This is a genomic window from Agrobacterium bohemicum, assembly GCF_001562555.1.
Classification (GTDB): domain Bacteria; phylum Pseudomonadota; class Alphaproteobacteria; order Rhizobiales; family Rhizobiaceae; genus Agrobacterium; species Agrobacterium bohemicum.
In genome coordinates this window covers 1-25,348 of the sequence record NZ_KQ961031.1, presented here as the reverse complement: position 1 = coordinate 25,348, position 25,348 = coordinate 1, and the positions used below count along the sequence as shown (strand labels likewise).

General features: G+C 57.2%; 27 protein-coding genes and 1 other RNA gene. 16 read left to right on the top strand and 12 right to left on the bottom strand.

What is annotated here, in order from left to right; all coding sequences use genetic code 11:
• Positions 1 to 10: 10 nt before the first annotated feature.
• On the bottom strand, positions 11 to 214 hold the full coding sequence (locus ATO67_RS14920; RefSeq protein ID WP_067650819.1) for a YdcH family protein: 204 nt from the start codon (positions 212 to 214) through the stop codon (positions 11 to 13).
• A 234-nt stretch (positions 215 to 448) separates the two neighbouring features.
• Here ATO67_RS14920 and ATO67_RS22470 point away from each other — a divergent pair, with 234 nt between their 5' ends.
• Positions 449 to 625, top strand: a complete 177-nt coding sequence (locus tag ATO67_RS22470) for a YdcH family protein (RefSeq protein WP_077105980.1) — start codon at positions 449 to 451, stop codon at positions 623 to 625.
• Positions 626 to 735: 110 nt separating this feature from the next.
• Here the strand turns inward: ATO67_RS22470 and ATO67_RS14915 are convergent, their stop codons facing one another.
• Positions 736 to 1,503, bottom strand: coding sequence for a sulfite exporter TauE/SafE family protein (locus ATO67_RS14915; protein WP_067650816.1), 768 nt, complete (start codon positions 1,501 to 1,503; stop codon positions 736 to 738).
• Positions 1,504 to 1,609: 106 nt separating this feature from the next.
• Between ATO67_RS14915 and ATO67_RS14910 the strand changes: the two genes are divergently transcribed.
• From ATO67_RS14910 to ATO67_RS14890, 5 genes are all read left to right on the top strand, one after another.
• Entirely contained in the window at positions 1,610 to 2,263 is a 654-nt protein-coding gene (locus ATO67_RS14910; protein WP_067650813.1) for a thiamine phosphate synthase, read from the top strand.
• Between the two features lie 8 nt (positions 2,264 to 2,271).
• Positions 2,272 to 3,474 carry a tetratricopeptide repeat protein gene (locus ATO67_RS14905; protein ID WP_245303999.1) on the top strand — a complete coding sequence of 401 codons (1,203 nt, stop codon included), beginning with the start codon at positions 2,272 to 2,274 and terminating at the stop codon, positions 3,472 to 3,474.
• A gap of 143 nt (positions 3,475 to 3,617) precedes the next feature.
• Positions 3,618 to 4,418, top strand: coding sequence for an inositol monophosphatase family protein (locus ATO67_RS14900; protein WP_067650808.1), 801 nt, complete (start codon positions 3,618 to 3,620; stop codon positions 4,416 to 4,418).
• 205 nt (positions 4,419 to 4,623) lie between these two features.
• A complete protein-coding gene (locus ATO67_RS14895; protein WP_067650805.1) occupies positions 4,624 to 5,643 on the top strand; it encodes a flagellar motor protein MotA in 1,020 nt (339 codons plus the stop codon).
• Positions 5,644 to 5,645: 2 nt separating this feature from the next.
• Positions 5,646 to 6,677, top strand: coding sequence for a peptidoglycan -binding protein (locus tag ATO67_RS14890; protein WP_067650803.1), 1,032 nt, complete (start codon positions 5,646 to 5,648; stop codon positions 6,675 to 6,677).
• 135 nt (positions 6,678 to 6,812) lie between these two features.
• On the opposite strand, the gene ATO67_RS14885 is transcribed toward ATO67_RS14890, so the two are convergent.
• A complete protein-coding gene (locus ATO67_RS14885) occupies positions 6,813 to 8,624 on the bottom strand; it encodes an ABC transporter transmembrane domain-containing protein (protein ID WP_067651357.1) in 1,812 nt (603 codons plus the stop codon).
• A 254-nt stretch (positions 8,625 to 8,878) separates the two neighbouring features.
• Between ATO67_RS14885 and rpmE the strand changes: the two genes are divergently transcribed.
• On the top strand, positions 8,879 to 9,100 hold the full coding sequence (gene rpmE, locus ATO67_RS14875) for a 50S ribosomal protein L31 (protein ID WP_067650798.1): 222 nt from the start codon (positions 8,879 to 8,881) through the stop codon (positions 9,098 to 9,100).
• A gap of 148 nt (positions 9,101 to 9,248) precedes the next feature.
• Here the strand turns inward: rpmE and rcdA are convergent, their stop codons facing one another.
• From rcdA to ATO67_RS14860, 3 genes are all read right to left on the bottom strand, one after another.
• The gene (rcdA, locus tag ATO67_RS14870; protein ID WP_067650795.1) at positions 9,249 to 9,764 is read right to left on the bottom strand and encodes a protease adaptor protein RcdA; all 516 of its coding nucleotides are present in this window, start codon (positions 9,762 to 9,764) and stop codon (positions 9,249 to 9,251) included.
• Between the two features lie 352 nt (positions 9,765 to 10,116).
• Positions 10,117 to 10,311: a DUF1192 domain-containing protein gene (locus ATO67_RS14865; protein WP_067650793.1), complete on the bottom strand. Its 195-nt coding sequence runs from the start codon at positions 10,309 to 10,311 to the stop codon at positions 10,117 to 10,119.
• Complete coding sequence (locus ATO67_RS14860) at positions 10,308 to 11,585, bottom strand: MFS transporter (protein ID WP_067650789.1); 1,278 nt, start codon at positions 11,583 to 11,585, stop codon at positions 10,308 to 10,310. Before ATO67_RS14860 ends, ATO67_RS14865 begins: the two co-directional genes overlap by 4 nt.
• Before the next feature lie 129 nt (positions 11,586 to 11,714).
• Between ATO67_RS14860 and ATO67_RS23140 the strand changes: the two genes are divergently transcribed.
• Entirely contained in the window at positions 11,715 to 11,873 is a 159-nt protein-coding gene (locus ATO67_RS23140) for a hypothetical protein (RefSeq protein ID WP_157940996.1), read from the top strand.
• A gap of 61 nt (positions 11,874 to 11,934) precedes the next feature.
• Here ATO67_RS23140 and ATO67_RS14855 read toward each other — a convergent pair whose 3' ends face one another.
• The 4 genes from ATO67_RS14855 to ATO67_RS14840 all read right to left on the bottom strand — a co-directional run bounded on the left by ATO67_RS14855 (position 11,935) and on the right by ATO67_RS14840 (position 17,143).
• Complete coding sequence (locus tag ATO67_RS14855; protein ID WP_067651354.1) at positions 11,935 to 12,414, bottom strand: helix-turn-helix domain-containing protein; 480 nt, start codon at positions 12,412 to 12,414, stop codon at positions 11,935 to 11,937.
• A gap of 226 nt (positions 12,415 to 12,640) precedes the next feature.
• The gene (locus ATO67_RS14850) at positions 12,641 to 13,666 is read right to left on the bottom strand and encodes a class I fructose-bisphosphate aldolase (protein WP_067650787.1); all 1,026 of its coding nucleotides are present in this window, start codon (positions 13,664 to 13,666) and stop codon (positions 12,641 to 12,643) included.
• Positions 13,667 to 13,990: 324 nt separating this feature from the next.
• Positions 13,991 to 15,193, bottom strand: coding sequence for a phosphoglycerate kinase (locus ATO67_RS14845; RefSeq protein WP_067650784.1), 1,203 nt, complete (start codon positions 15,191 to 15,193; stop codon positions 13,991 to 13,993).
• A 75-nt stretch (positions 15,194 to 15,268) separates the two neighbouring features.
• Complete coding sequence (locus ATO67_RS14840; protein WP_067650781.1) at positions 15,269 to 17,143, bottom strand: potassium/proton antiporter; 1,875 nt, start codon at positions 17,141 to 17,143, stop codon at positions 15,269 to 15,271.
• A 324-nt stretch (positions 17,144 to 17,467) separates the two neighbouring features.
• Here ATO67_RS14840 and ATO67_RS14835 point away from each other — a divergent pair, with 324 nt between their 5' ends.
• Positions 17,468 to 17,758, top strand: coding sequence for a type II toxin-antitoxin system RelE/ParE family toxin (locus tag ATO67_RS14835; RefSeq protein ID WP_067650779.1), 291 nt, complete (start codon positions 17,468 to 17,470; stop codon positions 17,756 to 17,758).
• A gap of 9 nt (positions 17,759 to 17,767) precedes the next feature.
• Complete coding sequence (locus ATO67_RS14830; protein ID WP_067650775.1) at positions 17,768 to 18,094, top strand: HigA family addiction module antitoxin; 327 nt, start codon at positions 17,768 to 17,770, stop codon at positions 18,092 to 18,094.
• An 88-nt stretch (positions 18,095 to 18,182) separates the two neighbouring features.
• On the opposite strand, the gene gap is transcribed toward ATO67_RS14830, so the two are convergent.
• Entirely contained in the window at positions 18,183 to 19,193 is a 1,011-nt protein-coding gene (gene gap / locus ATO67_RS14825) for a type I glyceraldehyde-3-phosphate dehydrogenase (protein ID WP_067651351.1), read from the bottom strand.
• A 57-nt stretch (positions 19,194 to 19,250) separates the two neighbouring features.
• Positions 19,251 to 21,233 carry a transketolase gene (gene tkt, locus ATO67_RS14820; RefSeq protein WP_067650769.1) on the bottom strand — a complete coding sequence of 661 codons (1,983 nt, stop codon included), beginning with the start codon at positions 21,231 to 21,233 and terminating at the stop codon, positions 19,251 to 19,253.
• Between the two features lie 324 nt (positions 21,234 to 21,557).
• On the opposite strand from tkt, the gene ATO67_RS14815 reads away from it, so the two are divergent.
• The 6 genes from ATO67_RS14815 to ATO67_RS14790 form a co-directional block, all read left to right on the top strand.
• Complete coding sequence (locus ATO67_RS14815) at positions 21,558 to 21,830, top strand: DUF4164 domain-containing protein (RefSeq protein ID WP_067650766.1); 273 nt, start codon at positions 21,558 to 21,560, stop codon at positions 21,828 to 21,830.
• Positions 21,831 to 21,842: 12 nt separating this feature from the next.
• Positions 21,843 to 22,220, top strand: a complete 378-nt coding sequence (locus ATO67_RS14810; RefSeq protein WP_067650763.1) for a cell division protein ZapA — start codon at positions 21,843 to 21,845, stop codon at positions 22,218 to 22,220.
• Positions 22,221 to 22,337: 117 nt separating this feature from the next.
• Positions 22,338 to 22,496: non-coding RNA, 6S RNA (gene ssrS, locus ATO67_RS14805), on the top strand.
• 264 nt (positions 22,497 to 22,760) lie between these two features.
• On the top strand, positions 22,761 to 24,023 hold the full coding sequence (locus ATO67_RS14800) for a hemolysin family protein (RefSeq protein ID WP_067650760.1): 1,263 nt from the start codon (positions 22,761 to 22,763) through the stop codon (positions 24,021 to 24,023).
• Positions 24,023 to 24,616, top strand: coding sequence for a 5-formyltetrahydrofolate cyclo-ligase (locus tag ATO67_RS14795; protein ID WP_067650758.1), 594 nt, complete (start codon positions 24,023 to 24,025; stop codon positions 24,614 to 24,616). The genes ATO67_RS14800 and ATO67_RS14795 overlap by 1 nt, the downstream gene beginning before the upstream one ends.
• The coding region (locus ATO67_RS14790; protein ID WP_067650756.1) for a TIGR00282 family metallophosphoesterase at positions 24,613 to 25,348 on the top strand (736 nt) is incomplete at its 3' end. The genes ATO67_RS14795 and ATO67_RS14790, both read left to right, overlap by 4 nt.

Genomic DNA, 25,348 nt, shown 5'->3' with positions numbered 1-25,348 from the left:
TCTCTCCGTATCAGGCAATGATATCAGGAATAATCTGGTCTTCGATCTGGGTCATCTTGTCCTTGATGACCAGCTTTTTCTTCTTCATCCGCTGAATGCGCAATGCTTCGCAGTTGGTCTGGATCATCGCATTGATCGCGGCATCGTAGTCTTCGTGCTCCTGCCGCAGTCTTGCAAGTGCAAGCCTGACATCAGCGTGGTCCTGATCGGGCATCTGTTTATCCCCATATGATACAACCGGACCGCCATCCGGCCATTTTGTTGTCGCTCTTGGTGCCTGTACCACCAAATGACGGTAACGGGAAGTTTCCCTCATGTGCATTTTGCCTAGATATTGCCTTGATTCTGCCTTCGACAAGCCGGGCGTTCCATGTCACATTGGTGTCGTAAACCTGAAACTCCAGCGATGGAGCGCTGGAGGTAGGTTCAACAAGGAAGGACGTGCCGCATGACCATTCAGGCTCATATTGCATCGCTGGAAAAGAAACACGGTGCTCTTGAGGAGGAGCTCGAAACCGTTCTCGCTTCCCCCTCTTCGGATGATAAGCAGATTGTGGATCTTAAACGCAAAAAACTGCGCCTGAAGGACGAAATGCAGAGGCTGCAAGCCTCCACCACGCATTGATCAAACCATATCTTTGTTGCCTGACGTCAGTATAGTTTACGTCGCAGCCTGAAAGCCCGGCTCTGATTGCTTTTGCGATCAGGGCCTTTTTTACGCGTATGTCCCGGCGTTTAGAGCGGCAGTCCGTCCCAGAGAAGTTTCAGCGCGGCCAGAAAGGCCATGCCATACATCAGTGGATAAAAGACCGCTGGTTTCATGTATTTCACCACTTTCGCCCCGGCAAAGGTCGCAACCATGGCAACCGGCAACAGCATGGCTGACGTGGTGAGGTTGGTGGCATCCAGCGCGCCGAGCGCGAAATAGGGTATGAGCTTTATCGCGTTCATAATCGCAAAGAAGCGAACGCTCATGCCGGTATAGACTTTAGGGTCCAGTTTCAGCGGCAGCACGTAAATCTGGAATGGTGGCCCGCCCGCATGTGCCACGAAGCTGGCATAACCCGAAAGGCTGGACCAGATCGTCGCCCTTACCGGGCGCTGGCCTTTCGCCGGCGTTTCCAACCCACCGTGAGAGGTTCTGTACGCCTCATAGAAATAGCGCAACACGAAGATAATGGTGACGCTCGCCACCACCAGACGCATGGCATCGGGCGAAATCATGCTCGACATCGCCCAACCCAGCGTTATGCCGACAATCGCCCCCGGCAGCATGATCAACAGGGTCTGACGGTGATTGTATTTGCGCCAGGCAATCAGCGCGACGATATCCATCACCACGAGAATGGGCAGAAAGATCGCAGCCGCCTGTACCGGCGGCACGGCGAGCGCCATCAAAGGCACACCCATCAGCGCCAATGCGCCGCCCAGCCCGCCTTTGGAAAGGCCAACGAGGATGACCGCGGGGATGGCAACGAGGAAAAAATGGAAATCAGCTAGCATGGATGGACGGTTGATCCTTTCGCCTGTCCGGTTTATCGGAAGTATGACATGAAAACGAGTGCAGATTACGCGGGAAGCGTCCTGTCTGCGGAAAATGGAAAAACCGATGACTGCACCCAAAGACCGCTGCCGACTCGTTCTGATCGTTCCTGCTCACGACGATACCGACCATCAGGCCAAGACATTGGAAGATGCGCTGCGTGGCGGCGATGTCGCGTCTGTCATCATTCCGCAATATGGTCTTGACGATGCGGCTTTCCAGAAACTGGCGGAAACGCTGGTGCCGATCGTTCAGGAAGCCGGTGCCGCGGCACTCGTCGCAGGCGACAGCCGCACGGCCAGCCGCGTCAAGGCAGATGGCCTGCACGTGATGGGCGGGGCAGATGCGCTTTCCGAAGCCGTCGAGAGTTTTTCGCCGAAGCTCATCGTCGGTGGCGGCAATGCCGATGACCGTCACAAGGCGCTGGAGCAGGGTGAGAGCAACCCCGACTACATGTTCTTCGGCAAGCTGGAAGGTGATATCAAGCCGGAAGCGCACCCCAAGAATATGGCGCTTGGCGAATGGTGGGCGTCCATGATCGAAATCCCTGTTATCATCATGGGCGGGTCGGATGTCGCTTCCGTCATCCCCGTTGCTGAAACGGGCGTTGAATTCGTGGCCTTGCGTCTGGGTGTGTTCAGCCATGCGGGCGGTCCTGCGCAGGCGGTTGCCGAAGCGAATGCGCTGCTTGACGAAAAAGCGCCACGGTTTGGCGGTTGATACAGGCGATGATCGCTCGTTTGCTTCCTTTCCGTCTGTCCCTTTCGGCTCTTGCCCTGGCTTGCGCCTTGTTTCCGCACGTCGTTTTTGCGCAAGATGCGACCCCGGCACAGCCACAGTCCGACCTTTTGCCGGGTGTGGGAACGAACGCGCCGCAGCCGGATGTTACGCCTGCGGATGAGGATACCGATTTCGGCCCCGCCAAGCCCGATGGCCCCGAGGTCCTGTCGCGCCCGTCCGATGCGAATGCCGAACCGATCCGCAAGGGCCGTGTGGGTACCAGCGATCAGAAGGATTTGCAGCCGTCCGAAGGCGTCAATGTCTACCAGCGCATGGGAGCGGATCTGCCAGCCCTTCCGCCGGAAAAGAAATTCCTCGGCAAGGTCGATGAGGCCTTCGGTCACTATCAGCGCGGCGAATATGTCCAAGCGCTCTCCAAGGCGCTGACCCGCGCCCAGACGGGTGACGCTGCCGCACAGACACTGGTCGCTGAAATGATGTCGCGTGGCTTCGGCATTGCCCGCGACGACAAGACTGCGGCCTTCTGGTACGAGCAGGCTGCCAAGGGTGGCGATCCCGTCGCCATGTTCAAATATGCCCTGCTTCTGATGGAAGGCAAAATCGTCAAGCACGACAAGAAGCTGGCCGACGATTACATGCACCGCGCCGCACAGGCGGGCAATGGCGAAGCCGAGTTCAACTGGGCGCAAATCCTCGTGTCGCAGACGCCCGGACCCAACGGCCTGCATGCCGCCTTGCCATTTTACGAAAAATCCGCCGAAAAAGGCATTGCCGATGCGCAGTATGCCGTGTCGCAAATCTACTGGAACCTCAAGGACATTCCTGCCGATAAAAAGGCGAAAGCCCGAGAATGGTTGACGCGCGCTGCAAAGGCCGGTTTCGATACGGCGCAGGTCGATCTTGGTGTCTGGCTGGTCAACGGCGTGGGCGGCGCGCGCAATCTCGAAGAAGGCTTCCGCTGGCTCTACGGCGCAGCACAACGGGGCAATGTCGTGGCCCAGAACAAGGTGGCGCATCTCTACATTCAGGCGCTCGGCACCAAGCCAGACCCGGTGGAGGCAGCCAAATGGTATGTGCTGTCGCGCCGTGCGGGACTGAAAGACCCCGGACTGGAGGATTTCTATCTCGGCATCGAAGAAGATCAGCAAAAGAAGGCTATCGAGGCTGCCAACCGCTTTCGCCCAGCGTGAGCCTGGCGCCAGCTTTCGGCTTTTTACCTTGAATTCCAGCGCGTTTTGTGGTCTTGAACCGCACACTTTCAATCAGAAACCGCATTTGCGTGCCTGCTGGAAATTTCGGCTAGCAGGTTCAGCCACCTTTCAGGAACATCTTCATGGCCCGTTCAGCCCTTCTCAATGTCATGGTTCAGGCCGCGCTCAAGGCCGGAAAATCTTTGTCGCGTGACTTCGGTGAAGTGCAGAACCTGCAGGTTTCGGTCAAGGGACCCGGCGATTTCGTGTCGCAGGCAGACCTCAAGGCCGAAAAGATCGTTCACGACGAACTGATGAAGGCCCGCCCAACCTACGATTTCCTGGGTGAAGAAGGCGGCGAGGAAAAAGGGTCCGATGGCGCGCATCGCTGGATCGTCGATCCCCTGGATGGCACCACCAACTTCCTGCACGGCATTCCGCAGTTCGCCGTTTCCATCGCGCTGGAGCGCAACGGTGAAGTCGTCGCCGGTGTCATCTTCAATCCTGCGACGGACGAGCTTTACACCGCTGAGCGTGGCAGCGGCGCGTTCCTCAACGATCGCCGCATTCGTGTGGCCGCCCGTAAGCAGATCACCGATTGCGTCGTCAGCTGCGGCGTTCCGCATCTGGGCCGCGGCAATCACGGCAAGTTCCTGGTCGAGCTTCGTCACACTATGGGCGAAGTGGCAGGCATCCGCCGCTTCGGCGCGGCCTCGCTCGATCTCGCCTACGTCGCAGCTGGCCGTCTGGACGGTTTCTGGGAAGCCGAACTCGCACCTTGGGACATGGCCGCTGGCCTCGTTCTTATCCGTGAAGCGGGTGGTTTCGTCAGCGACATGAAGGGCGGACAGGACATTTTCGGCACAGGCAGCGTCGTTGCCGGAAACGAATATATCCACAAGGCGCTCAGCGAAGTCATCAACCGTCCGATTCCGGGCCGTTAAACCCCTTTTTTCGCTGACCTATCTTTCGAAGAGGCGTCTTGAGACGCCTCTCTTGCCACGCCACGCAAAAAGCCTTGTGGCGTAACCGGCTTTTCACTTCAATTCGTCGTAATTTTCCACTAGCTTCCGGGCGTACCGTGAATGCCTGCCGAATCCTCGTGGATTTCGCGCGGGCGTTGCGGCCATACCAGAGGGAATGAGCACTATGGCGGATACGGAACGGCTCGACGTCGGCGTCGAGAGATCGGTGACGAAGCAATATCATCACAAGCTGTCGAGCCCCACGCCCTTTTTGTGGACGATGATCCTCTTCCTCATCATCGTCGCCTTCCTCGCTGCCATCCTCTTTCGTCAGGCACAGACGGCCTTCATGACCAATCCGGGTCTGAACGGCTTCATTCTCGGCGTTCTCGTCATCGGCATCATTCTGGTTTTTACGCAAATCCTCTCGCTTCGCCCGGAAGTGCGCTGGTTCAACGGTTTTCAGGCCGCTGGAAATGTCGACAAGGCTGGTCGCACGCCCAAGCTGCTTGCACCCATGCACTCGGTCATCGGCAAGCGCGGCGAAGTGCGGCTTTCGATCGTCACGCAGCGGTCCATTCTCGATTCCATTGCAACACGGCTGGACGAATCTCGCGACACGTCGCGTTATCTTATTGGCCTGCTCGTGTTCCTCGGCCTGCTCGGCACGTTCTGGGGCCTGATTGGCACCATCGCCGCCATCAGCGACGTCATTCAGGGGCTGGACCCCACATCGGGCGATACCAACGACATTTTGTCTTCGTTGAAATCCGGTCTCACCGCGCCGCTGTCTGGAATGGGTACGGCGTTTTCGTCTTCGCTTCTCGGTCTGTCCGGCTCGCTCATTCTCGGTTTTCTCGACCTTCAGGCTGGCCGCGCGCAGAACCGGTTTTACACGGAGCTCGAAAACTGGCTGTCGTCTGTCACCGATCCGGGAACCGATGTCGCGGGTGAGGCGAAGGTCAGTGGCTATGGCGCTGTCGGCACGGAGCGGTCGCTAGCTGCCATGACAAGCCTTGCTGAAGGCATTCAGGGCTTGGTAAAAAACATGCGCGGCGAGCAGCAGATGCTGCGTGACTGGATTGAGGCGCAGCAGGAAGAGTCGCGGGCGTTGCGCCGGACGCTGGACAGGCTGTCTGCACGCATCGATGCCGAACAGAAAACCACCGGTCGTCCTGCCCGTCACGATAACGGGAGCGAGTGATCATGGCGCTTGGGCGCAATCGCCGTCGCGACCGGAGTGTCGATTACTGGCCGGGTTTTGTGGATGCCTTGTCCACGCTGCTCATGGCCATCATGTTCCTGCTCACCGTTTTCGTGCTGGCGCAGTTCATACTCTCGCGGGAAATTTCCGGCAAGGATGAAGTTCTCAATCGGTTGAACAACCAGATTTCCGAACTCACTGAGTTGCTGGCGCTCGAGAAGGGCAGCAAGCAGGACATCGAAGATACGCTCGCCAATCTGCAATCCACGCTCGCGGTTTCGGAAAGCGAACGTTCCCGTTTGCAGTCTTTGCTGGATTCGGGCGCGGGCAATAGTTCTGCTGCCAATGCACGGGTCGGCCAGCTTTCCGGAGAGCTTGAGGATGCACGACAGGCGGGCGCACGGGCATCGTCGCAGATCGATCTTCTGAACCAGCAGATCGCAGCACTTCGCGCGCAGATCGCTTCGGTCGAATCCGCCCTGCAGGCGTCCGAAGCAAAAGACACGTCGTCACAGGTCAAGATCGCCGATCTCGGCCGTCGCCTGAATGTGGCGCTGGCGCAGCGTGTGCAGGAGCTGAACCGCTACCGCTCAGACTTCTTCGGGCGTTTGCGCGAAATTCTGTCCGACCGTGAGAACATCCGCATTGTCGGCGACCGTTTCGTCTTCCAGTCCGAAGTCCTGTTTCCGTCCGGCGGCAACGACCTGAACCCCGAGGGACAAGTGGAGATGGCCAAACTTGCCACCGCCATCATTGATCTCGCCAAGGAAATCCCGGCAGAAATCAACTGGGTGCTGCGCGTGGACGGGCATACCGATAATGTTCAGCTGTCGGGCAATGGCCGTTTTCGCGACAACTGGGAACTCTCCTCGGCCCGCGCAACTTCGGTGGTCAAATACCTTGTCTCCAAGGGCGTCCCCGCCAACCGGCTGGTCGCTGCCGGTTTCGGGGAATACCAACCGCTTGCGGAAGGCGATACGCCGGAAGCGCGTTCTCAGAACCGACGCATCGAGTTGAAGCTGACGGAGCGGTAGGGCATCGACTTCACCGCCCTCATCATGAGCGTGTCGAAGCACGAGGTTAAGCGTAGAGCGTGCGGCTCAATGCTTCGTGGGTGCTATGCGCGACCTCCGCGTGGAGAGCGACGCCCTTCAAGGAAGGCGTATTCCTTAAATAGACTTCGCCAGTGTCACGACGTCATCGTCACCGCCGGTTTCGAACTGTAGGCGCGCGAGTTTTGCGTAGAGGCCGCCTTGGCGGATCAGGCTCTGGTGGTTGCCTTCCTCGATGATCCGGCCTTCGTCCATGACCAGAATGCGATCTGCCTTCAGCACGGTGGCCAGACGGTGGGCAACGACGATGGTGGTGCGTTTGGCGATCAACTGATCCAGCGCTTTTTGCACCAGCGTCTCGCTTTCGGCATCCAGCGCCGAGGTTGCTTCGTCTAGCAGCAGAATGGGCGCGTTGCGAAGGATGGCACGGGCAATGGCGATGCGTTGGCGCTGGCCGCCTGATAGCGTCACTCCGCGTTCGCCTGCGACGGTGTCGTAGCCATCATGCAGCTTGGTGATGAAACCATCGGCCTGGGCCGCGATTGCGGCAGCGCGGACTTCTTCGCGCGTGGCGTTGGGTTTGCCGAAAGCGATGTTGTCGTGGATCGATGACGCGAAAATCGCCACATCCTGCGGCACGATCGCAAGACGCGAGCGTAAATCTTCCAGCGTGACCGAACGGATATCCGTGCCATCGACGGTGATGCGCCCGGCTTGCGGATCATAAAAACGCATCAGCAGAGAAAAGACGGTGCTTTTGCCCGCACCCGATGGGCCGACGATGGCGACGGTTTCGCCCGCCGTGACCGTGAAGGACAGTTCGGTAAAAATGGGCCTGCCAGCGCCATTTGGATAATGAAAAGCAACGTTTTCGAAGCTTGCCTCGCCGCGTGCCGGTGCGGGCAGGGCAAGCGGAGCCAGGGGGTCTTCGACGGGCGATATCTCGTTTAACAGTTCGGACAGCCGTTCTGCCGCACCTCCTGCCTGCGAAAGTTCACCCCAGACTTCGGAAAGCTGGCCGAGCGAGCTTGCGGCGATGACGGCGTAAAGGACGAACTGGCTGAGTGTTCCCGCCGAGATCGTACCGACCAGAACCCCGTGCGCGCCGTACCACAGGATGGCAACGACGCTACCGAAGACGAAGCTGATGGCGACAGCCGTCAATACAGCGCGGGCACTGATGGCGGCGCGTGCGCCCTCATAGGCTTTTTCGACCGCATCGTTGTAACGGCCGTTGGCCAGCGTCTCGGCGCTGAAGGACTGGATCGTCCGGCTCGCAGACATGGTTTCAGCCGCAAAAGCTGCCGACGCCGCAAGCGTGTCCTGCGTCGTTCTGGAGCGTGAGCGAACGGAGCGGCCAAAGGCGATCAGGGGGAAGACGATCAAGGGAATGGCCAGCAACGCCATGCCTGCAAGGCGCGGGCTGGTATAGACCATCATCACCACGCCACCGAGACAGAGCAGAATGTTGCGCAACGCCACCGAAGCGGATGAACCGAAAGCGGAACGGATCTGCACCGTGTCGGCGGTCAGTCTCGATGTCAGTTCGCCGGAATGATTGGTGTCGAAGAAGCCCTGCGACAACGAGGTCAGATGTGCGAAAACGTCGCGGCGCAAATCCGTGACGACCCGTTCACCGATGGTCATGACGTAATAATAACGCATGGCGCTGGCGATGGCGAGAACGACGGCGATGGCCAAGAGGACAGCGAAATAATTGTTGATCATCGCTCCGTCGGCACCTTCGAACCCATGATCGATGATGCGGCGTACGGCAAGTGGTAGGGCGAGCGTGGTGGCAGAAGACAGAACGAGTGCAAAAAGGGCTGCCGCCACCAGTCCCCGATACCGCTTCAAATAGGGAAAGAGGCTGGCCAGTGGTTTCGGCGTCTTGCGTCTTGCCGACTTCCGTTCCTGCATGTCTGCCACCTTATACTCCTGCATGTGCCAGCGTCGGCTGGGTTTTCCCCAGCTTGCGGCAACGTTCTGCTTTGCTCAAATGCGTCTTGCCAAGAGTGCGGCCAAGCGTAGGCAGGCACTTGTTATCTCGGTGACCTTCATGTATAGGCTCCGCATCGAATTGGGAAGCCATGGCCAAATGGTCTGGAGCTTCAATATTGAATTGGCTCAGTTGACGCAATTGCGGCAAATGGTCCGCACGTCACCAAAGCAGGAAGATTGTCATGAAGGCTGAAATTCATCCCGACTATCACATGATCAAAGTGGTCATGACCGATGGCACAGAATACGAAACATTCTCCACATGGGGTACCGAGGGTCAGACTATGAACCTCGAAATCGACCCGACTTCGCACCCAGCATGGACTGGCGGCAACCAGCAGCTCATGGACCGTGGCGGTCGTCTTTCGAAGTTCAACAAGCGTTTTGGCGGCCTCGGCCTCTAATCGTCTTGGATTTCTTGCATGCAAAAACCCCGGAGCGATCCGGGGTTTTTTGTTGTTTACGCTAAGGCTGGGCTGATGCGCGACGGTGTTAGGCGCACAAAAAAGCAGGCCGAAGCCTGCTTTTCATAATTTGTTGTGTGATGGAAACTCAGTTTCCTGCAAAGGCCGTACGAAGCAAGTTGAGCTGGGCCTGAACGCTGTTTTCGTTGTCTGGGACCTTGGTGGCTTCGGAAGGACGGTAGATCTCGCGGTCCAGCAAAGCGACGCGGTTTTGAAGGCGCAAGGAGCGGTCTACCAAATCCCGGAAGGATTCAGGCAGGTCGTTCCAGCCGGGTGCGTTGCGATCGACGTTGAAGTTATCGAGACGGACCTTGTTCTTTTCGCTCAGCACCTGATCGCGGCTCATCTCGCCGTTGTTGACCGCGCGCTGAAGCAGCAGCCAAGAGGCCATTTGCATGAGGCGCGTCGTCAGGCGCATCGATTCGGCAGCGTAAAGGACAGATGCCATACGCGGCAAAACCTTTGATGCGGCACGACCCGAACCATCCAGATAAGTAGCCGTCTCTTCCACCAAAGTCATACCCTCTGTATAGAGAGTTTTGAACTGGTTGGATGCTGCGGCCCGGCCAGCAAAGCTAATGGTATTCAAAACCTGTTCTGACATTTTTCCAAATCCTGCTTACGCACCATACTGGCAACGGGATAGAGGCTTAATAGTTCCGGCCTCTTTGTAGTTTCAGGATGATATCAATAACGCAAATGCGCAAGCTGATTATTAAAGAAAGGTTAATACCCACAGTTTTGGCACTATTTCCACGGCACAAAAAAAGAGCCGCAAAAGCGGCTCTCAAGGTAAAACAGGGAGAAAAATCAGACCAATTCGCCGATGGGAGAAACTGCCTGAAGTCCAGAAGAACTGAACATGTATAGTTATCGCTTATAAAGCTTAATTTTTCGTTAATGGTAAACGAAAAGCTGACCCATGTCGTAACGTTAACGAAACGTTCCTTGTGGTTTTAACCGCGAAAAAGGTTCTCCGCGGCCTTGCGACCTTCGGACTTCTTTTCACGTTCTGATTCCAGCCTTTCGATTTCCGTATGCAGAACTGCGATGCGCGCAGTCAATTCATCAACGGACAGCAGGCTTATGTCTCCACCGACAACGTGAGTCGTTGCTGGCTGCTTGGGAAGGTCGTCGTCGATACCACTCATATTCCAGCTCCCTTTTCCAGTTCGGCCTCTTCTGGCGGATATTGAGGCGCGCGCGGATCGAGCGACACACTTTCAGGCGTGGCCATTGGCGCTGCCGCTGCGGTGGAGAAATTCTCCTTCTCCGCTGTTGGCAACGTCGCCCGCTGCCTGGACCGGAACATAGCATAGGCGGTGATAAGGAGATGCGCCACTGCCGTCACGGCAAACAGCGCGTAGGGGCCGTAGGAGGTCATGATCGGGCCACCCAGTGTCGGTCCGATAATGGTGCCAATGCCGTAGAGCAGCAACAGCCCGCCGGAAACCTTCACGAAGTCCTCGGAAGAAGCATAGTCGTTGGCATGGGCAACGGCGATGGGGTAGAGCGCATTCGCAGAGGCGCCGTACAGCGCGATCATGCCGATCAATACATAGATCTGGCTGGGCTGAATGAGTGTTACGGCAAGGCCCGCAATTGCGGCCACGCCTGATAGTCCCGCCAGGACAAAACGACGATCTATTCTGTCGGAAAGCTTACCTGCCGGAAACTGCGCCAATGCGCCGATGAAGATGGTCACGCTGACCATGATGGCAATCGTGCTGGGATCAAGACCGGCGCGGGCACCGAACACTGCGCCCAGCGTACCATAGGCCCCGTTGGCGATGCCGATGAGCAAAATGCCGACGAAGGAGACCGGTGAGGTTCGGTAAAGCGCCGGTAGATCGAGTTTTACCTTTTTCAGCGGTTGTGGACTTTCCGCCTTTGACAGCATGGCGGGCATGATGGCGACGCAATAGATGATGGCGCAGACCATGAACAGGGACGTTGTGCTGACTGTGCCGAATGGCACGACCATCTGACCGGCCACAACACCAAACAGCGTGATGGCGATGTAGAGCGAGAATATCGCCCCGCGGCTTTCATTGGTGGCGCGTTCGTTCAGCCAGCTTTCGATGATCATCGAAGTGCCAGCGGTACAAAAGCCGGTGAGTGCGCGCAGGGCGACCCATGCGACATCGTCAATGAACAAGCCGGTTAAAAGCACCGTCAGGCAGATGAGCGCCACGAAGCTGCCGAACGCGCGGATGTGGCCTGCACGCCGGACGATGGCCGGTGCTACAAAGCAGCCGATAACGAAACCTGCCGCCCATGACGTACCGAGGAAACCGAGGACTTCGTTGGAATATCCTTCCGCTGATCCCCGCATGGGGAGCAGCAGGCCCTGCAGACCATTGCCCAGAAACAGAAACAAGGTGCTGGATAAAAGAGCGAATACGGGTAGAAGGTTTCTGCTCATAAAGCCACTCTCATGCTAGCGATTCATGGTGTAGATCTGGGTCGGCGACGCGCCAATAGATTGCCTGTCCTTGGTGAACATTAAAAATGTCCAGCCTGTGACGCTGTTTCAATAAAGCCAAAAGGTTTCATGATGACGAAGGCGATCGGCCTTTTTTTGCTTCTGGCGATGTGTATCCAGCTCATCCGCCCGCTCGACCTGCCGGGACTGCGGCGGCGCGGCGATTGCTGGAAGATTGCGGCTGCGGCATTTGTCATCTGGACACTGGTGCTATTGCTGCGGCCGTGATGGATGTGGGAGGGAGTTTCCTGCCGGGGAGGCAGCGAAACTCCACAACCTCATGGGAACATCATAGCTTTCTCTTCAGATACTGTTCGACCTGCCGCCTTTCCCAATTCGCGTTGAGGAACGGCACCATATCGAAGGTTCTCAACCCATGCCCCACAAGGGCGATGCCCAGGCCAAGTGCTGGCCATACGGCCCAGAAATAGTGTGGGCTGGTGAGAAGATTGACGACCGCCAGAAAAGCGATGATTATAAAATATCTGACGACATGCAAGTAAAACGCCTTGATACTACGCACGCGGGTAAAGGCGATAGCTTCTTCGGCTTCCGCAGTGTTGGTTGGTGTTGTCGGCATTTCTTTTTGATCCTGTTCGGTTAGTTGCGATACATCGATCTCGAAGATGGCGGCCAATGTTTTCAGGGTCTCAAGACTTGGTGCCTGCCCACGCTCGATCCGTTGAATGGTGCGTGTGCTGAGGCCGCTGATGGTCGCCAGTTGCTCCTGCGACCAGCCCCGTTGAAGTCTCAGTTTCTGTATCAACATTGCCGTCTCTCCAATTTCGATGCCGAACATCTGCATGGGATCAGTTCTCGCCACCACGACACCAGGCCGACTGTCGTGTCGGTGTCGGGTGCTTCTGGACGGTTTTTGCATGCACGACGGATATTGCGTCGGCTCGGGGTGATTTTGAAGGGGAAAGCGGCGTTAAAAACAAAACCGCCCGCGACATGGTCACGAGCGGCTTTCCAATGGCTTGAAATAGCTGAGCTCAAGCGGCCTTTTCGAGTTCCTGCTTCCAGTTGCCGAGGGCTGCCAGCGTGTTCATCTCGGCGCGGTGGCGGAAGGCGCGTTGGCCTGCGGCGACATTCTCCGGCTTGCCGCCCCATGCCTTTATAGCGGAGTCCTGAAGAGCGCGGCCATAAGAGTAGGTCAGGGACCAAGGCAGGTCATAACCGCTGTTCATGGCGGAGAGGTGTGCAGTTGCCTCTTCGGACGACTGGCCACCGGAGAGGAAGGCGATACCTGGAACTGACGGTGGCACGGTGGCTTTGAGAACCTTCACGGTCGTTTCCGCCACTTCGGCAACCGATGCCTTGCGCGCGTTCTTGCCATCGATGATCATGTTCGGCTTCAGGACCATGCCTTCGAGATTGACGCGCGCGTCATAGAGATCAGTGAAGACTGTACGCAGAACCCACTCGGTGACTTCGGCGCAACGGTCGATGCTATGGGTGCCGGGTTCGCCGTCCATCAACACTTCCGGCTCTACGATCGGCACGATGCCCGCCTGCTGGCAGAGTGCAGCGTAACGGGCAAGCGCCTGCGAATCCGCCTTGATCGAGCCCCATGTGGGCAAGCCGTCGCCGATGTTGATGACGCCGCGCCATTTGGCGAAACGCGCACCAGTGTCGTAATATTTCTTCAGGCGTTCAGCGAGGCCATCGAGACCTTCGGTCACGGTTTCGCCGGGAAAGAACGCCTGAGGCTTGGCGCCAGTATCGACCTTGATGCCTGGAATGCTGCCTGCAGCCTTGATGATATCGACAAACGGCGTGCCATCGGCAGCTTTCTGGAACAGCGTTTCTTCGTAGAGAATCACGCCAGAGATGCACTTCGTCATCGCTTCGTCTGTGCGGAACAGCATTTCGCGATAATCGCGTCGGCTCGTTTCCGTCGATTCCAGATTGATGGTGTCGAAACGCTTTTTGATGGTTCCGGTGGACTCATCCGCAGCCAGCAAACCCTTGCCATTGGCGACCATTTTTGCTGCAATATCTTCAAGACGCTCAGTCATTTTCAATCTCCCTTAGCACAATGAATTTGGGTTATCAGAAGTTCCAAGGCAGGAAAATGGCACGCTAAATCATTGAAACGATTGAAATCATTTCAATCGTTTGAAACTTTAGGAAATCTTTAAAAATTTTAAAAGTTCGATGGTGAGTTTTGGGGCGAGATGGAAATACCTCCTATCGGCCGCCATCCTTGGGCTTGACCCAAGGATCTAACGACCCACAGACCAGCCGTCATCAATCCTCGGGTCAAGCCCGAGGATAACGTCCTGTGTGGGGGAGGCTGGCGAGGTGGGCGGCGTTATCTGTCCTTGCCTGATCTCTTACCCTTACTTGTGCTCGTGCAGAATAGCGACGCCGGGAAGGACCTTGCCTTCCATCCATTCCAGGAACGCGCCGCCTGCGGTCGAGATGTAGGTGAAGTCATCTGCCACGCCTGCGTGGTTCAACGCGGCCACCGTATCGCCACCACCGGCGACGGAAACGAGCTTGCCGGATTTGGTGCATTCGGCGGCGTGCTGGGCCGCTGCAACGGTTGCCTTGTCGAAAGGCGCGATTTCGAAGGCGCCGAGGGGGCCGTTCCAGACCAGCGTTTCAGCGCGGGAAATCCAGCCCTTGATGGCTTCGACGGATTTTGGGCCGACGTCAAGAACCATGGCATCTTCAGGGATCGCGTTTATGTCAACGACTTCGTTTTCGGCGTTGGCCTTGAACTCGCGGGCGATCACGCCGTCCTCCGGCAGTACGATGGCGCAGCCTGCGGTCGCGGCTTCGATCATGATCTGCTTTGCGGTTTCGGCCAGATCATGCTCGCACAGCGACTTGCCGACATTGGTGCCGCGTGCGGCAAGGAAGGTGTTGGCCATTCCACCACCGATGACCAGTGCATCCACCTTTTTGACGAGGTTCATCAAGAGATCGATCTTGCTCGATACCTTTGCACCGCCGACGATGGCAACGACCGGACGGGCAGGGGCGCCGAGGCCTTTTTCCAGGGCTTCAAGCTCTGCCTGCATGGTGCGGCCAGCGTAAGCGGGCAGGTGGCGAGCTAGGCCTTCGGTGGAGGCGTGGGCGCGGTGGGCTGCGGAAAACGCATCATTGACATAGATGTCACCGTTCTTTGCTAACTCCGTGACGAAGGCCGCGTCGTTCGTCTCTTCGCCCTTATGAAAACGGGTATTCTCCAGAAGCAGGATATCGCCATTCTTCATGGCAGCAACTGCATCTGCAGCCGGAGTGCCGATAGCTTCGGAAGCAAAATGAACAGTGTGGCCCAGAACCTCTTCCACCGAGGAGGTGATGAGGGACAGCGACATATCCGCGACTGGTGCACCTTTAGGGCGGCCGAAATGGGCCAGCAGGATGACCTTCGCGCCCTTTTTCGACAATTCGAGGATCGTCGGCGCAACACGCTCGATGCGGGTCTTGTCCGTTACCTTGCCGTCAGCAACCGGCACGTTGAGATCGACGCGAACGAGAACGCGCTTTCCGGCGATGTCGGTGAGGTGATCGAGGGTCTTGAAGGCGGGCATGTGTCGATCCTGATGTCGTTGAATGGAACGGGTTTGCGCGCGAACATACTATGCCTGACTGATGGTGCAAGACGGTTACCGATCATTTTCGGCCACGTCCACGCGATCCGGTTCAGCAGGTATATCGTTACCGGCGGCCTGCGCTTTGCGTGTCGCCCGTTTTTCGGCAAAATAGGTCCGGGTCCGCTGAACGATTTCCTTGAGACTGATGAAAACCGGCAAGGCCGTAGCAGGTGCCACCGGTTCCAGCGAAATGCCGACGCTGGAAACCGCATGATTTTCATCGAGATCACGCACGATGAGGATGAGCCATCCCAGCCTGACGCGATCGGCATATTCGGGTTTGCCGCCCAGGCGGCTTTCGATCAGCTCAGCAATCGTCATGGTTAGTTCCTGCGCATTCAGCAGGCCGGGACCATAGGATGCATCGAGCTCTTTCGCAGGACGTTGCGGAGAAATGGAAAAGGTTCCGAAAATGTCCTCGTCATCCTTCGTCACGGGTTTGGCGCTGGCAAACAACCGGTCCAGTAGGCGGGTGTAGCTGGGCATGACGAACAGGTAGACCAAATCCTTTTCTCGCAGCCGGCCCGCATATTGATAGCGAATGGACTTGCCATCACGCACCACCAGCGATGGCATCGCCCAGCGCGGAATGCGTTCGCCCTGCAAAATGGCGCTGCCCTTGGCGACCCGGTAGGAAATCAGCTCATGGTTGGCGGTGCCGGGCAGGTCTACTTCCAGCTTGTCAACATCGCCCATGCGTGGCGGTACGATGAGGCCGAGGCGGGTTGCGACGGGCTTGATCGTCCAACCCTGTATCAAAAGCGAGACCAGCACGATGATGAAGGCGGCATTGAAATAGGTTTCCGCTCCTTCCAGGCCACCCAATGATGGCAGAATAGCAAGAAGGATCGATACAGCGCCACGCAGGCCCACCCAGGCCACGAAGGTGGTTTCCTGTTGCGTATAGTTGAACGGCATGAGGCTGAGCCACACCGCGAGCGGTCTGGCGATGAAAATGAGGAACAGTGCCAGCAACACGGCTGGCACGATGATGGCGGGGAATTGCGACGGTGTGGCAAGCAGGCCAAGCATCAAAAACATGATGATCTGCGCCAGCCACGTCATGCCTTCATGAAAACGTCGAATGGCGCCCTTGGCCAGAATTTTGCGATTGCCGGCAACGATGCCCGCGACATAAACAGCGAGGAATCCGCTGCCGTGCAACGCGCCGGTAAAGGAGAAGACCAGCAAAGCAAGGGCGAGTACGAGGATCGGCACAAGACCTCGATCCACCTGGAAGCGGTTGACGACATTGACGATCATCAACCCGCCCAAGACACCGAACACAATGCCGAGCACCATTTCCTGGAGGAACAGCAGGATGAAGCTGGTGTCGAAGCCTGCAAAACCTTGCCCCTTTGCCACCACCTCCACCAATGCAATCGTGAGGAAGATCGCCATTGGATCATTGGTGCCGGATTCGACTTCCAGCGTGGATCGCACCTGATCGCGAATATGAATGCCGCCAATGCGCAGCAGGAAGAAGACGGCGGCCGCATCTGTCGAGGCGACGATAGAACCGAGCAGCAAGCCTTCCAACCAGGAAAAACCGAGCAGAAGGGCTGCGGCACCTGCAAAAAAGACGGATGTCAGGACTACGCCGACGGTAGCAAGCGATATGGACGGTCCTGCAGACAGTCTGAAGGACTGGATGGACGTGCCGAAGCCCGAATCGAACAGGATGACAGCCAGCACCAGCGACCCCAGCATATAGGCGAGCGGGTTGTTGCTGAAATGAATGCCCAGCCCATCCGTGCCTGCGGCCAGGCCAATGACGAGAAACAGCAGCAGCAGCGGTGCGCCGAAGCGATAAGCGATCAGGCTCGAAAAGGCTGCAACGAGGACGAGAACGGTGCCGACCAGCAGCAAGATGTAAAATGATTCCACGCCACGTCCTTTTCCTGAAAGGCCGCGTGGCATGCAAGCTCCCGCACGTCAGCAGTCAATGCGCCACGTTTTGGACGGCCACGGCGCTTTTTGTTTCGCGCAGCGGGCAGGGCAAGGCGAGGTGTATCGAATGATACGGCAGGGCAGGATACGCAGAGCTACGCGACCGAATCCCTAAAGATGATTTTTCCGGGCGAAAATGGACCAGAGCAAGGCGGATGTGGGGAAAATTGACTGTGTTACACTTGAAGCGACGGAAGGGGTAAGGAATAGGTGTGTAAAGCGTAGCTTGACGCTTGTCGAATTGATTGATAGCCATGCCCTATGAAAATTCGAAACGTGATCCACAAAGGTTTGCGCCGTTTGATCGAGGATGATGACGCGACCGTCTTGCAGGCTGCCGTTGTGCCGAAACTCCTTCGCATCGTTTCCTTCCTTCAGGATATGGAGCGGGAAGATGAGTTGCGCACGGTTCCGAGCTGGAAGGCTCATCAGCTCACCGGAGATCGTAAAGGCACCTGGAGCCTGTTCGTAACCAAGAACTGGCGGATCACACTCCGGATCGATCAAACCGAAATCGAGATCATTGATCTCGATTATGAAGACTACCACTAGGAGGTGGCTATGAAAGCGATGCAAGGCATTCGTCTGAAGACCCCCGCTCATCCCGGCGGCTTCATTAAAAGTGAGATTATTAAACCTCTTGGGCTGTCTGTAACGGGCGCAGCTCACGTTCTGGGCATTACACGAGCGGCATTATCGGCTCTGTTGAATGAACGTTCGCATCTCTCGCCGGAAATGGCTTTGAGGATCGAAAAAGCCTTCGGTGTGTCGATGGACACGCTGATGAGGATGCAGAACAGCTTTGACATTGCCCAGACGCGCAAGCGGGAAGGGGAGATTCATGTCGCACCGTTCAACGGCAAGCCAGTCGATCTGCAAACGGCCTGACCTGACCTGACAATGACTGACGCCCATAAACACAAAACCCGGCGGGATCACTCCAGCCGGGTTTTGCTTATTCACTACCTGACAAAAATCAGAACGTCTTGAAGAGTGCCACTGCCGTGTCGGACATGCGGTTGGAGAAGCCCCATTCGTTGTCGTACCAAGTGAGGATACGCACGAAGTTGCCTTCCATGACCTTGGTCTGGTCCGTTGCGAAGATGGAGGAGTGGCTGTCGTGGTTGAAGTCACGGGATACCAGCGGCTCGTCGGTGTAGCCGAGGATGCCTTTCAGCTTGCCGTTGGAGGCAGACTTGATGGCTTCGTTGATTTCTTCGACGGTCGTTGCCTTCTTGGCGACGAACTTGAAGTCGACGACCGAGACGTTTGGCGTTGGAACGCGGATCGATGTGCCGTCCAGCTTGCCTTTGAGGTGCGGCAGCACCAGGCCGACGGCCTTTGCAGCGCCGGTCGACGTCGGGATCATGGACAGGGCTGCGGCGCGGGCGCGGTACAGATCCTTGTGCATGGTGTCCAACGTCGGCTGGTCGCCGGTGTAGGAGTGGATCGTGGTCATGAAGCCGTGGTCGATGCCGACGGCATCATCAAGAACCTTGACGACAGGAACCAGGCAGTTGGTGGTGCAAGACGCGTTGGAGATGACGAGGTGGTCCTTCGTCAGCTGGTCGTGGTTGACACCAAAGACGACCGTCAAATCCGCACCTTCGGCAGGGGCCGAAATGATGACGCGCTTGGCACCTGCTGTGAGGTGAGCGGCGGCCTTGTCACGGGCGACGAAGATGCCGGTGCATTCCAGCGCGATATCGACGCCGAGTTCGCCATGTGGCAACTGTGCAGGGTCGCGAACGGCCGTAACCTTGATCGGCTTGCCGCCACCGACGATGATGGTGTCGCCTTCGACCTTTACGTCTGCCGGGAACCGGCCGTGGATGCTGTCATAGCGCAGCAGGTGCGCACTGGTTTCAACGGGACCGAGGTCGTTGATGGCAACGACTTCGATGTCCGTGCGGCCGGATTCCACGATAGCGCGAAGGACGTTGCGGCCGATGCGGCCAAAACCATTGATGGCAACTTTTACAGTCATATACATACTCCCGATCAATATTTTCGTTTTTGTATGGAACGGTGACGGCGCTAGCCGTCAGCCCAGCTTCGCTTCTGCGGCAGCGACCACGGCTTCTGCGGTGATGCCGAAATGCTTGTACAGGTCCTTCGCAGGCGCGGATGCACCGAAGGAATTCATGCCGATGAACGCGCCGTCATTGCCGATGAAATAATCCCAGCCCTGACGAATGGCAGCTTCTACGCCGACCTTGACCGGCGAATTGCCGATGATGGCCTTGCGATAGGTTTCCGGCTGTTCCTTGAAGAGTTCGAAGCAAGGAACGGAAACGACGCGGGTGGAGATACCCTTGACCTTCAGGTCAGCGGCAGCCTTTAGCGCAATCTCGACTTCCGAACCGGATGCGAAGATCGAAACCTTTGCGTCGCTTGCCGAAACCAGTTCGTATGCGCCGTAAGATACGAGGTTCTTCTCCTCGTAATCCTTGCGGGCAGGTGCAAGGTTCTGGCGTGTGAGGGCCAGTGCAGACGGACGGTTTTTCTGATGCAGGGCAAACTGCCAAGCTTCCGCTGTTTCCGTTTCATCCGCAGGGCGGAAGACCAGAAGGTTTGGAATGGCGCGCAGGGCTGCGATCTGCTCCACCGGCTGGTGCGTCGGGCCGTCTTCGCCAACGCCGATCGAGTCATGCGTCAGCACGTGAACGACGCGAATGCCCATGAGTGCGGCAAGGCGGATCGATGGACGGCAATAATCCGAGAAGATCAGGAAGCCACCAGCGTATGGAATGAGACCGCCATGCAGGGCGATGCCGTTCATGGCCGCTGCCATTCCGTGTTCGCGAATGCCGTAATGCAGGTAACGACCAGAGAAATCTGTCGGTGTGATCGACTTCATCTGGCTGGTCTTGGTGTTGTTGGACGGCGTCAGGTCGGCAGAGCCGCCAATCGTTTCAGCCAGGATGCCATTGATGACTTCGAGCGTGTCTTCGGATGCCTTGCGGGTCGCAACCGTCGGGTTATTCGCGGCGACCTTCTTCTTGAAGGCGTCGATGGAGCTATCGAAGTTGCCGGTCAGATCACCGGCAAAGCGGCGCTTGAATTCTGCCTTCTTGTCGCCATCGGTCGCTTCCAGGCGGGCTTCCCATTCCTGACGGGTCTTGGTGGAGCGCAGACCGGAAAGACGCCATGCGTCCAACACGTCTTCTGGAATGACGAAAGGCTCGGCTTCCCAGTTCAGGCTCTTGCGGGCAGCAGCGATTTCCTCGGCACCCAGCGGGTTGCCGTGAACCTTATGCGTGCCCTGCTTGTTCGGCGCGCCGAAACCGATGACGGTCTTGCAGGCGATGAAGGTTGGGCGGTCAGATGCATGAGCGGCTTCGATGGCGTTGGCAATCGCTTCCGGATCATGGCCGTCGATAGCAATCGTGTTCCAGTGAACGGCCTTGAAGCGCTCGATCTGGTCGGTCGAGTCGGAGAGGCCAACTTCACCGTCGATGGTGATGTTGTTGTTATCCCAGAACAGCACGAGCTTGTTGAGCTTCAGATGACCAGCCAGCGCAATCGCCTCGTGGCTTATGCCTTCCATCAGGCAGCCGTCGCCGCACAGTGCGTAGGTAAAGTGGCTCTGAAGATCGGAGCCGAATTCTTCTTCCAGCTTGCGCTCGGCAATCGCCATGCCGACGGCATTGGCAATGCCCTGACCCAGTGGGCCTGTCGTGGTTTCGATGCCGGTGGCGTGGTGGTATTCCGGGTGACCGGCGGTTTTGGAACCGAGTTGGCGGAAGCGCTTGATCTCATCGATCGTCATATCCTCGTACCCTGTGAGATACAGGAGAGAGTAGAGCAGCATGGAGCCGTGACCGGCAGACAGCACGAAGCGGTCGCGGTCTGGCCACTGCCATGCCTTCGGATCGAATTTCAGGTAACGCGTGAAGAGAACCGTGGCGACGTCCGCTGCGCCCATTGGCAGGCCGGGGTGGCCAGAGTTGGCCTTCTCCACAGCATCCATGGCAAGAAATCGGATTGCATTGGCCATCCGGTCGTGTTTGTCGCGAGAAATCATGGCTTTTCCGTCTGTTCCGGGTGATAGGAGATAGTCATTATAACTATCCAAAAAGCGGGTTGATCCATAGCAGGTAGGGCGGGCGAGTCAATAAAACCAGGGCCGCTTGTGGTTCGATAGCCAACAAAAATCGTTTCGTATTCTGGCAATATTTAGACCGCTGCCATCTTCTTGACCTTCCGGTGCTGCATTCATCCACAGCGCAAAGTGCTTGAATGTATTGGATTGATTGACGAGACGGTTAATCAAGTCATATCGTAGAAGCGCCCTGATTTAGACCAGGCAATAACGATTCGGCTTGTTGCTTGCGGCTTGGAAGAAACGATGACGGCGGAAAAAACCATACATGTCGCGTTGTCGGAGCTAGGCTCCGCCATCAACAGTCTCGAAAACGCAATTGATATGCGTATCGAACGTCAGCGCGAGAGCGGTGAGGTCGAGAGCGAAGTCAAGCGCGTGCATGTGGATCGTGCCCGCCTTGCGCAGGAGCTGGACCAGTCGCAGTTTCGGGCCAACCGGCTTGAAGAAGTCAACCGCGAGGTCTCACGCCGCCTCGTCACCGCGATGGAAACCATCCGCGCCGTGCTGGATCGATAAGGACTGAAATTCATGGCTCAAGTGACAGTTATGATCGACGGCAAGGCATACCGCATGGCTTGCGAGGCGGGGCAGGAAGATCACCTGACAGACCTTGCCAGCCAGTTCGACCAATATGTCGGACATTTGAAGAGCCAGTTCGGCGAAATCGGCGACCTGCGCCTGACGGTCATGGCGGGCATCATGATCACCGACGAAATGTCTGAACTGAGGCGCAAGATCGATTTGCTGGAGGGGCAGGTCACAACGTTGCAAAGCAATCGCGACGGCATGGCCGAAAGCAGAGCAAAGACCGAGGAGATGCTGGTCAGCGCAATCTCCGACCTTTCGACGCGGTTGAATGGCATTACCGAAAAGCTGGTGGCGCGCCCGAAGCCGGTCGTGAACTAACAGGTTGAAGCATCGCGTCGTAAGCTTTGCTTTGCGTAACAAGGTCTCACCGAACAATCTGTTATATTGTGGTCTCCGCCCCCTTCCGCATTTCTCCGAACCGTCGTATATATGAAGTGCGTTCTGCGCTTCTCGACAGGAAACTCAATCCCTGGGGCCATACTCGATCCAAAGGGAGCTGTCCCTGGCCAGGCCCGTGGGCTTGGACATATGGCGCCCACCTACGTTTGTAGGCACCCAGGATCGTAAAACTCCATCGGTCGCCGCGGATCGCACCTTTCTCTATTTGTATTATCATCTCATGCGGCAACGGCACCGCATGCGTCTCTGCCAGTAACGGCATTCCGCGCTTGATCGACCCATTATCGCCAGTAGGCTGTATGATTTGGCTTTTTGGTCGGCCGGTCATTGCATTGGCGGAACTATTCCTTATTATTGGTGTTGGTATGTCCGCTCCCGCTCTCAACTATAGCGATTGTGGTTGCAGCCGCGACATGCCGTTCAACAGCCCAAAAAGAGCTAAACTTGTTTACTGAAATTATGATCGTGGTTCTGCTTACCGTATTGAACGGTGTGCTTGCCATGTCCGAGCTTGCCGTCGTCTCCTCCAGACCGGCGAGGCTAAAAGTGCTTGCCGCGCAAGGCAGCAGAGGTGCCACCATGGCGCTCACCCTTGGAGAAAACCCCGGACGTTTTCTCTCCACCGTGCAGATCGGCATTACGCTGGTCGGCGTGCTCTCAGGCGCTTTCTCTGGTGCGACACTCGGTGCGCGTTTCACCGGATGGCTTCTGGAGCAGGGCGTGCCGGATCGCGCTGCCGATGCGATCGGCGTGGGCGTGGTTGTTGTCGCCATTACCTATCTTTCGCTGATCGTCGGCGAGCTGGTGCCGAAGCAGATTGCTCTGCGCGATCCTGAAAAGGTTGCCGTGAAGGTATCTCCTGCCATGGTGATGCTGTCGAGGATCGGTGCGCCCGTGGTGTGGCTGCTGGACAAGTCCGGCAAGCTCATCCTTGCGCTTCTTGGTCATAGCGGCGAGTCCAACAATTCTGTCACCGATGATGAAATTCGTACGGTTTTGGCCGAAGCGCATAGCGCGGGTGTCATTGAGAGCGAAGAATCGGCCATGATCACCAGCGTCATGCGTCTGGCAGACCGCAATGCGCGCGGCCTGATGACGCCACGCCGTGATGTGGAAGTGGTCGATATCGAAGATACGGCTGAAGAAATCCGGGTGCAGTTGCGCGAAACGCAGCGTTCGCGCCTGCCTGTGCGCAATGGTGCTTCCGACGAAATTCTCGGTGTCCTCTTCGCCAAGGATGCGTTCGATGCACTCGCTTCCGGTAAGGAACTGAATGTTCGAGAGCTGCTTCGCGAAGTGCCTGTCGTATCGGACCTGACAAGTGCGGTCGACGTCATCCAGTCGCTGCGCCGTTCTACCGTGCATATGGTTCTCGTCTATGACGAGTACGGCCACTTCGAAGGTATCGTCAGTTCCGGTGACGTTCTGGAAGCCATCACCGGTGCTTTCCAGGAAGATGACGGCGAAGAGCCCGCGATGGTCGAGCGCGAAGATGGCAGCTTCCTCGTTGCAGGCTGGATGCCAGCCGACGAATTTGCCGACCGCATGGGCTTCCAGATTGCCGACGATGCCGAGTTCGAGACGGTTGCCGGTCTGGTTCTCGATGAATTCAGGCGTTTGCCGGAGCTGGGTGAGCATATTACCCGCGATGGCTGGCGCTTCGAAGTGATTGACCTCGATGGGCACCGGATAGACAAGGTGCTGGTCAGCCGGGCGGCCTGATGACATCGGGCCTTCTCACCAAAGCCCAGATACGTGTGGAGCGTCTCGCTTTGCGGGACGCTCTTTCCTTTGAGCAGCGCCAATTAAAAAGCCTCGCCATTTCGGAAAATGGAGCGGTCGCTTTGAGGTTCGCAGCGGGAAGCGTTGTGTCCGGCTTTATGCCTATCAGGTCCGAAGTCGATGCGCGGCCCTTGATGGAAGCGCTGCGCGCCAAAGGCGGGCGGATTTGTTTACCTGTTATGGTGGACCGCGAAACCATTGTCTTTCGCGAATTCGTCAAGGGTGCCGAACTCTTCAAATCAGGTTTTGGCACCACAGGCCCCGGCGAAAACGCGGCGGTTCTGGACCCCGATGTTCTGTTGGTGCCGCTGTCGGCTTTCGACGTAAGTGGCCACCGGATCGGTTACGGAGCGGGACATTACGACCGTGCGATTGCCAGACTCCATGCAAAAGGACTGAATCCAGTGCTCATCGGCATTGCATTCGACTGCCAGGAAGTGCCATCAGTGCCGGCAGAAGCGCATGATGTGGCGCTGGATGCCGTTCTGACCGAGAGCGGTCTACGATATTTCGATAACAGGACGGCGCAATGAGATTGCTTTTTCTCGGGGATATGGTTGGCAAGACGGGCCGCACGGCGGTGTGGGAGCGTCTTCCGGGACTTATCTCCGATCTGAAGCTGGATTTCGTTGTCGTCAATGGCGAAAACGCCGCTGGCGGTTTCGGGATCACCGAAGACATTTATCTTGAAACGATCAATGCGGGTGCCGATGTAGTGACAACAGGCAACCACGTCTGGGACCAGAAAGAGGCGGTCAGTTTCTGCGAGCGTCATGACCAGTTTCTGCGCCCTGCCAATTACCCGAAGGGAACGCCGGGCAAGGGCTCAGGCCTGTTTTATGCCCGTAACGGTGCGCGCATTCTGGTGGCCAACATCATGGGTCGCGTGTTCATGCATCCCGAACTGGATGACCCCTTCAGCTCTGCGGAAACCATTCTTGGCGCCTGCCCGCTGGGGGAACAGGCCGATGCGATTGTTTTTGATTTCCACGCCGAGGCAACCAGCGAAAAGCAGTGTTTCGGTCACTTTGTCGACGGACGTGCCAGCTTCGTCGTCGGCACCCATACGCATGTACCCACGGCAGATGCGCAAATCCTGAACGGCGGCACTGCCTATATGTCTGATGCAGGTATGTGTGGCGATTACGATTCGTCGCTCGGCATGGAAAAAGAAGAACCGATAAACCGCTTCATATCAAAAATGCCAAAGGGTCGTTTCGAGGCGGCCAGTGGTCCGGCGACCATTTGCGGCGTCGGCGTTGAGA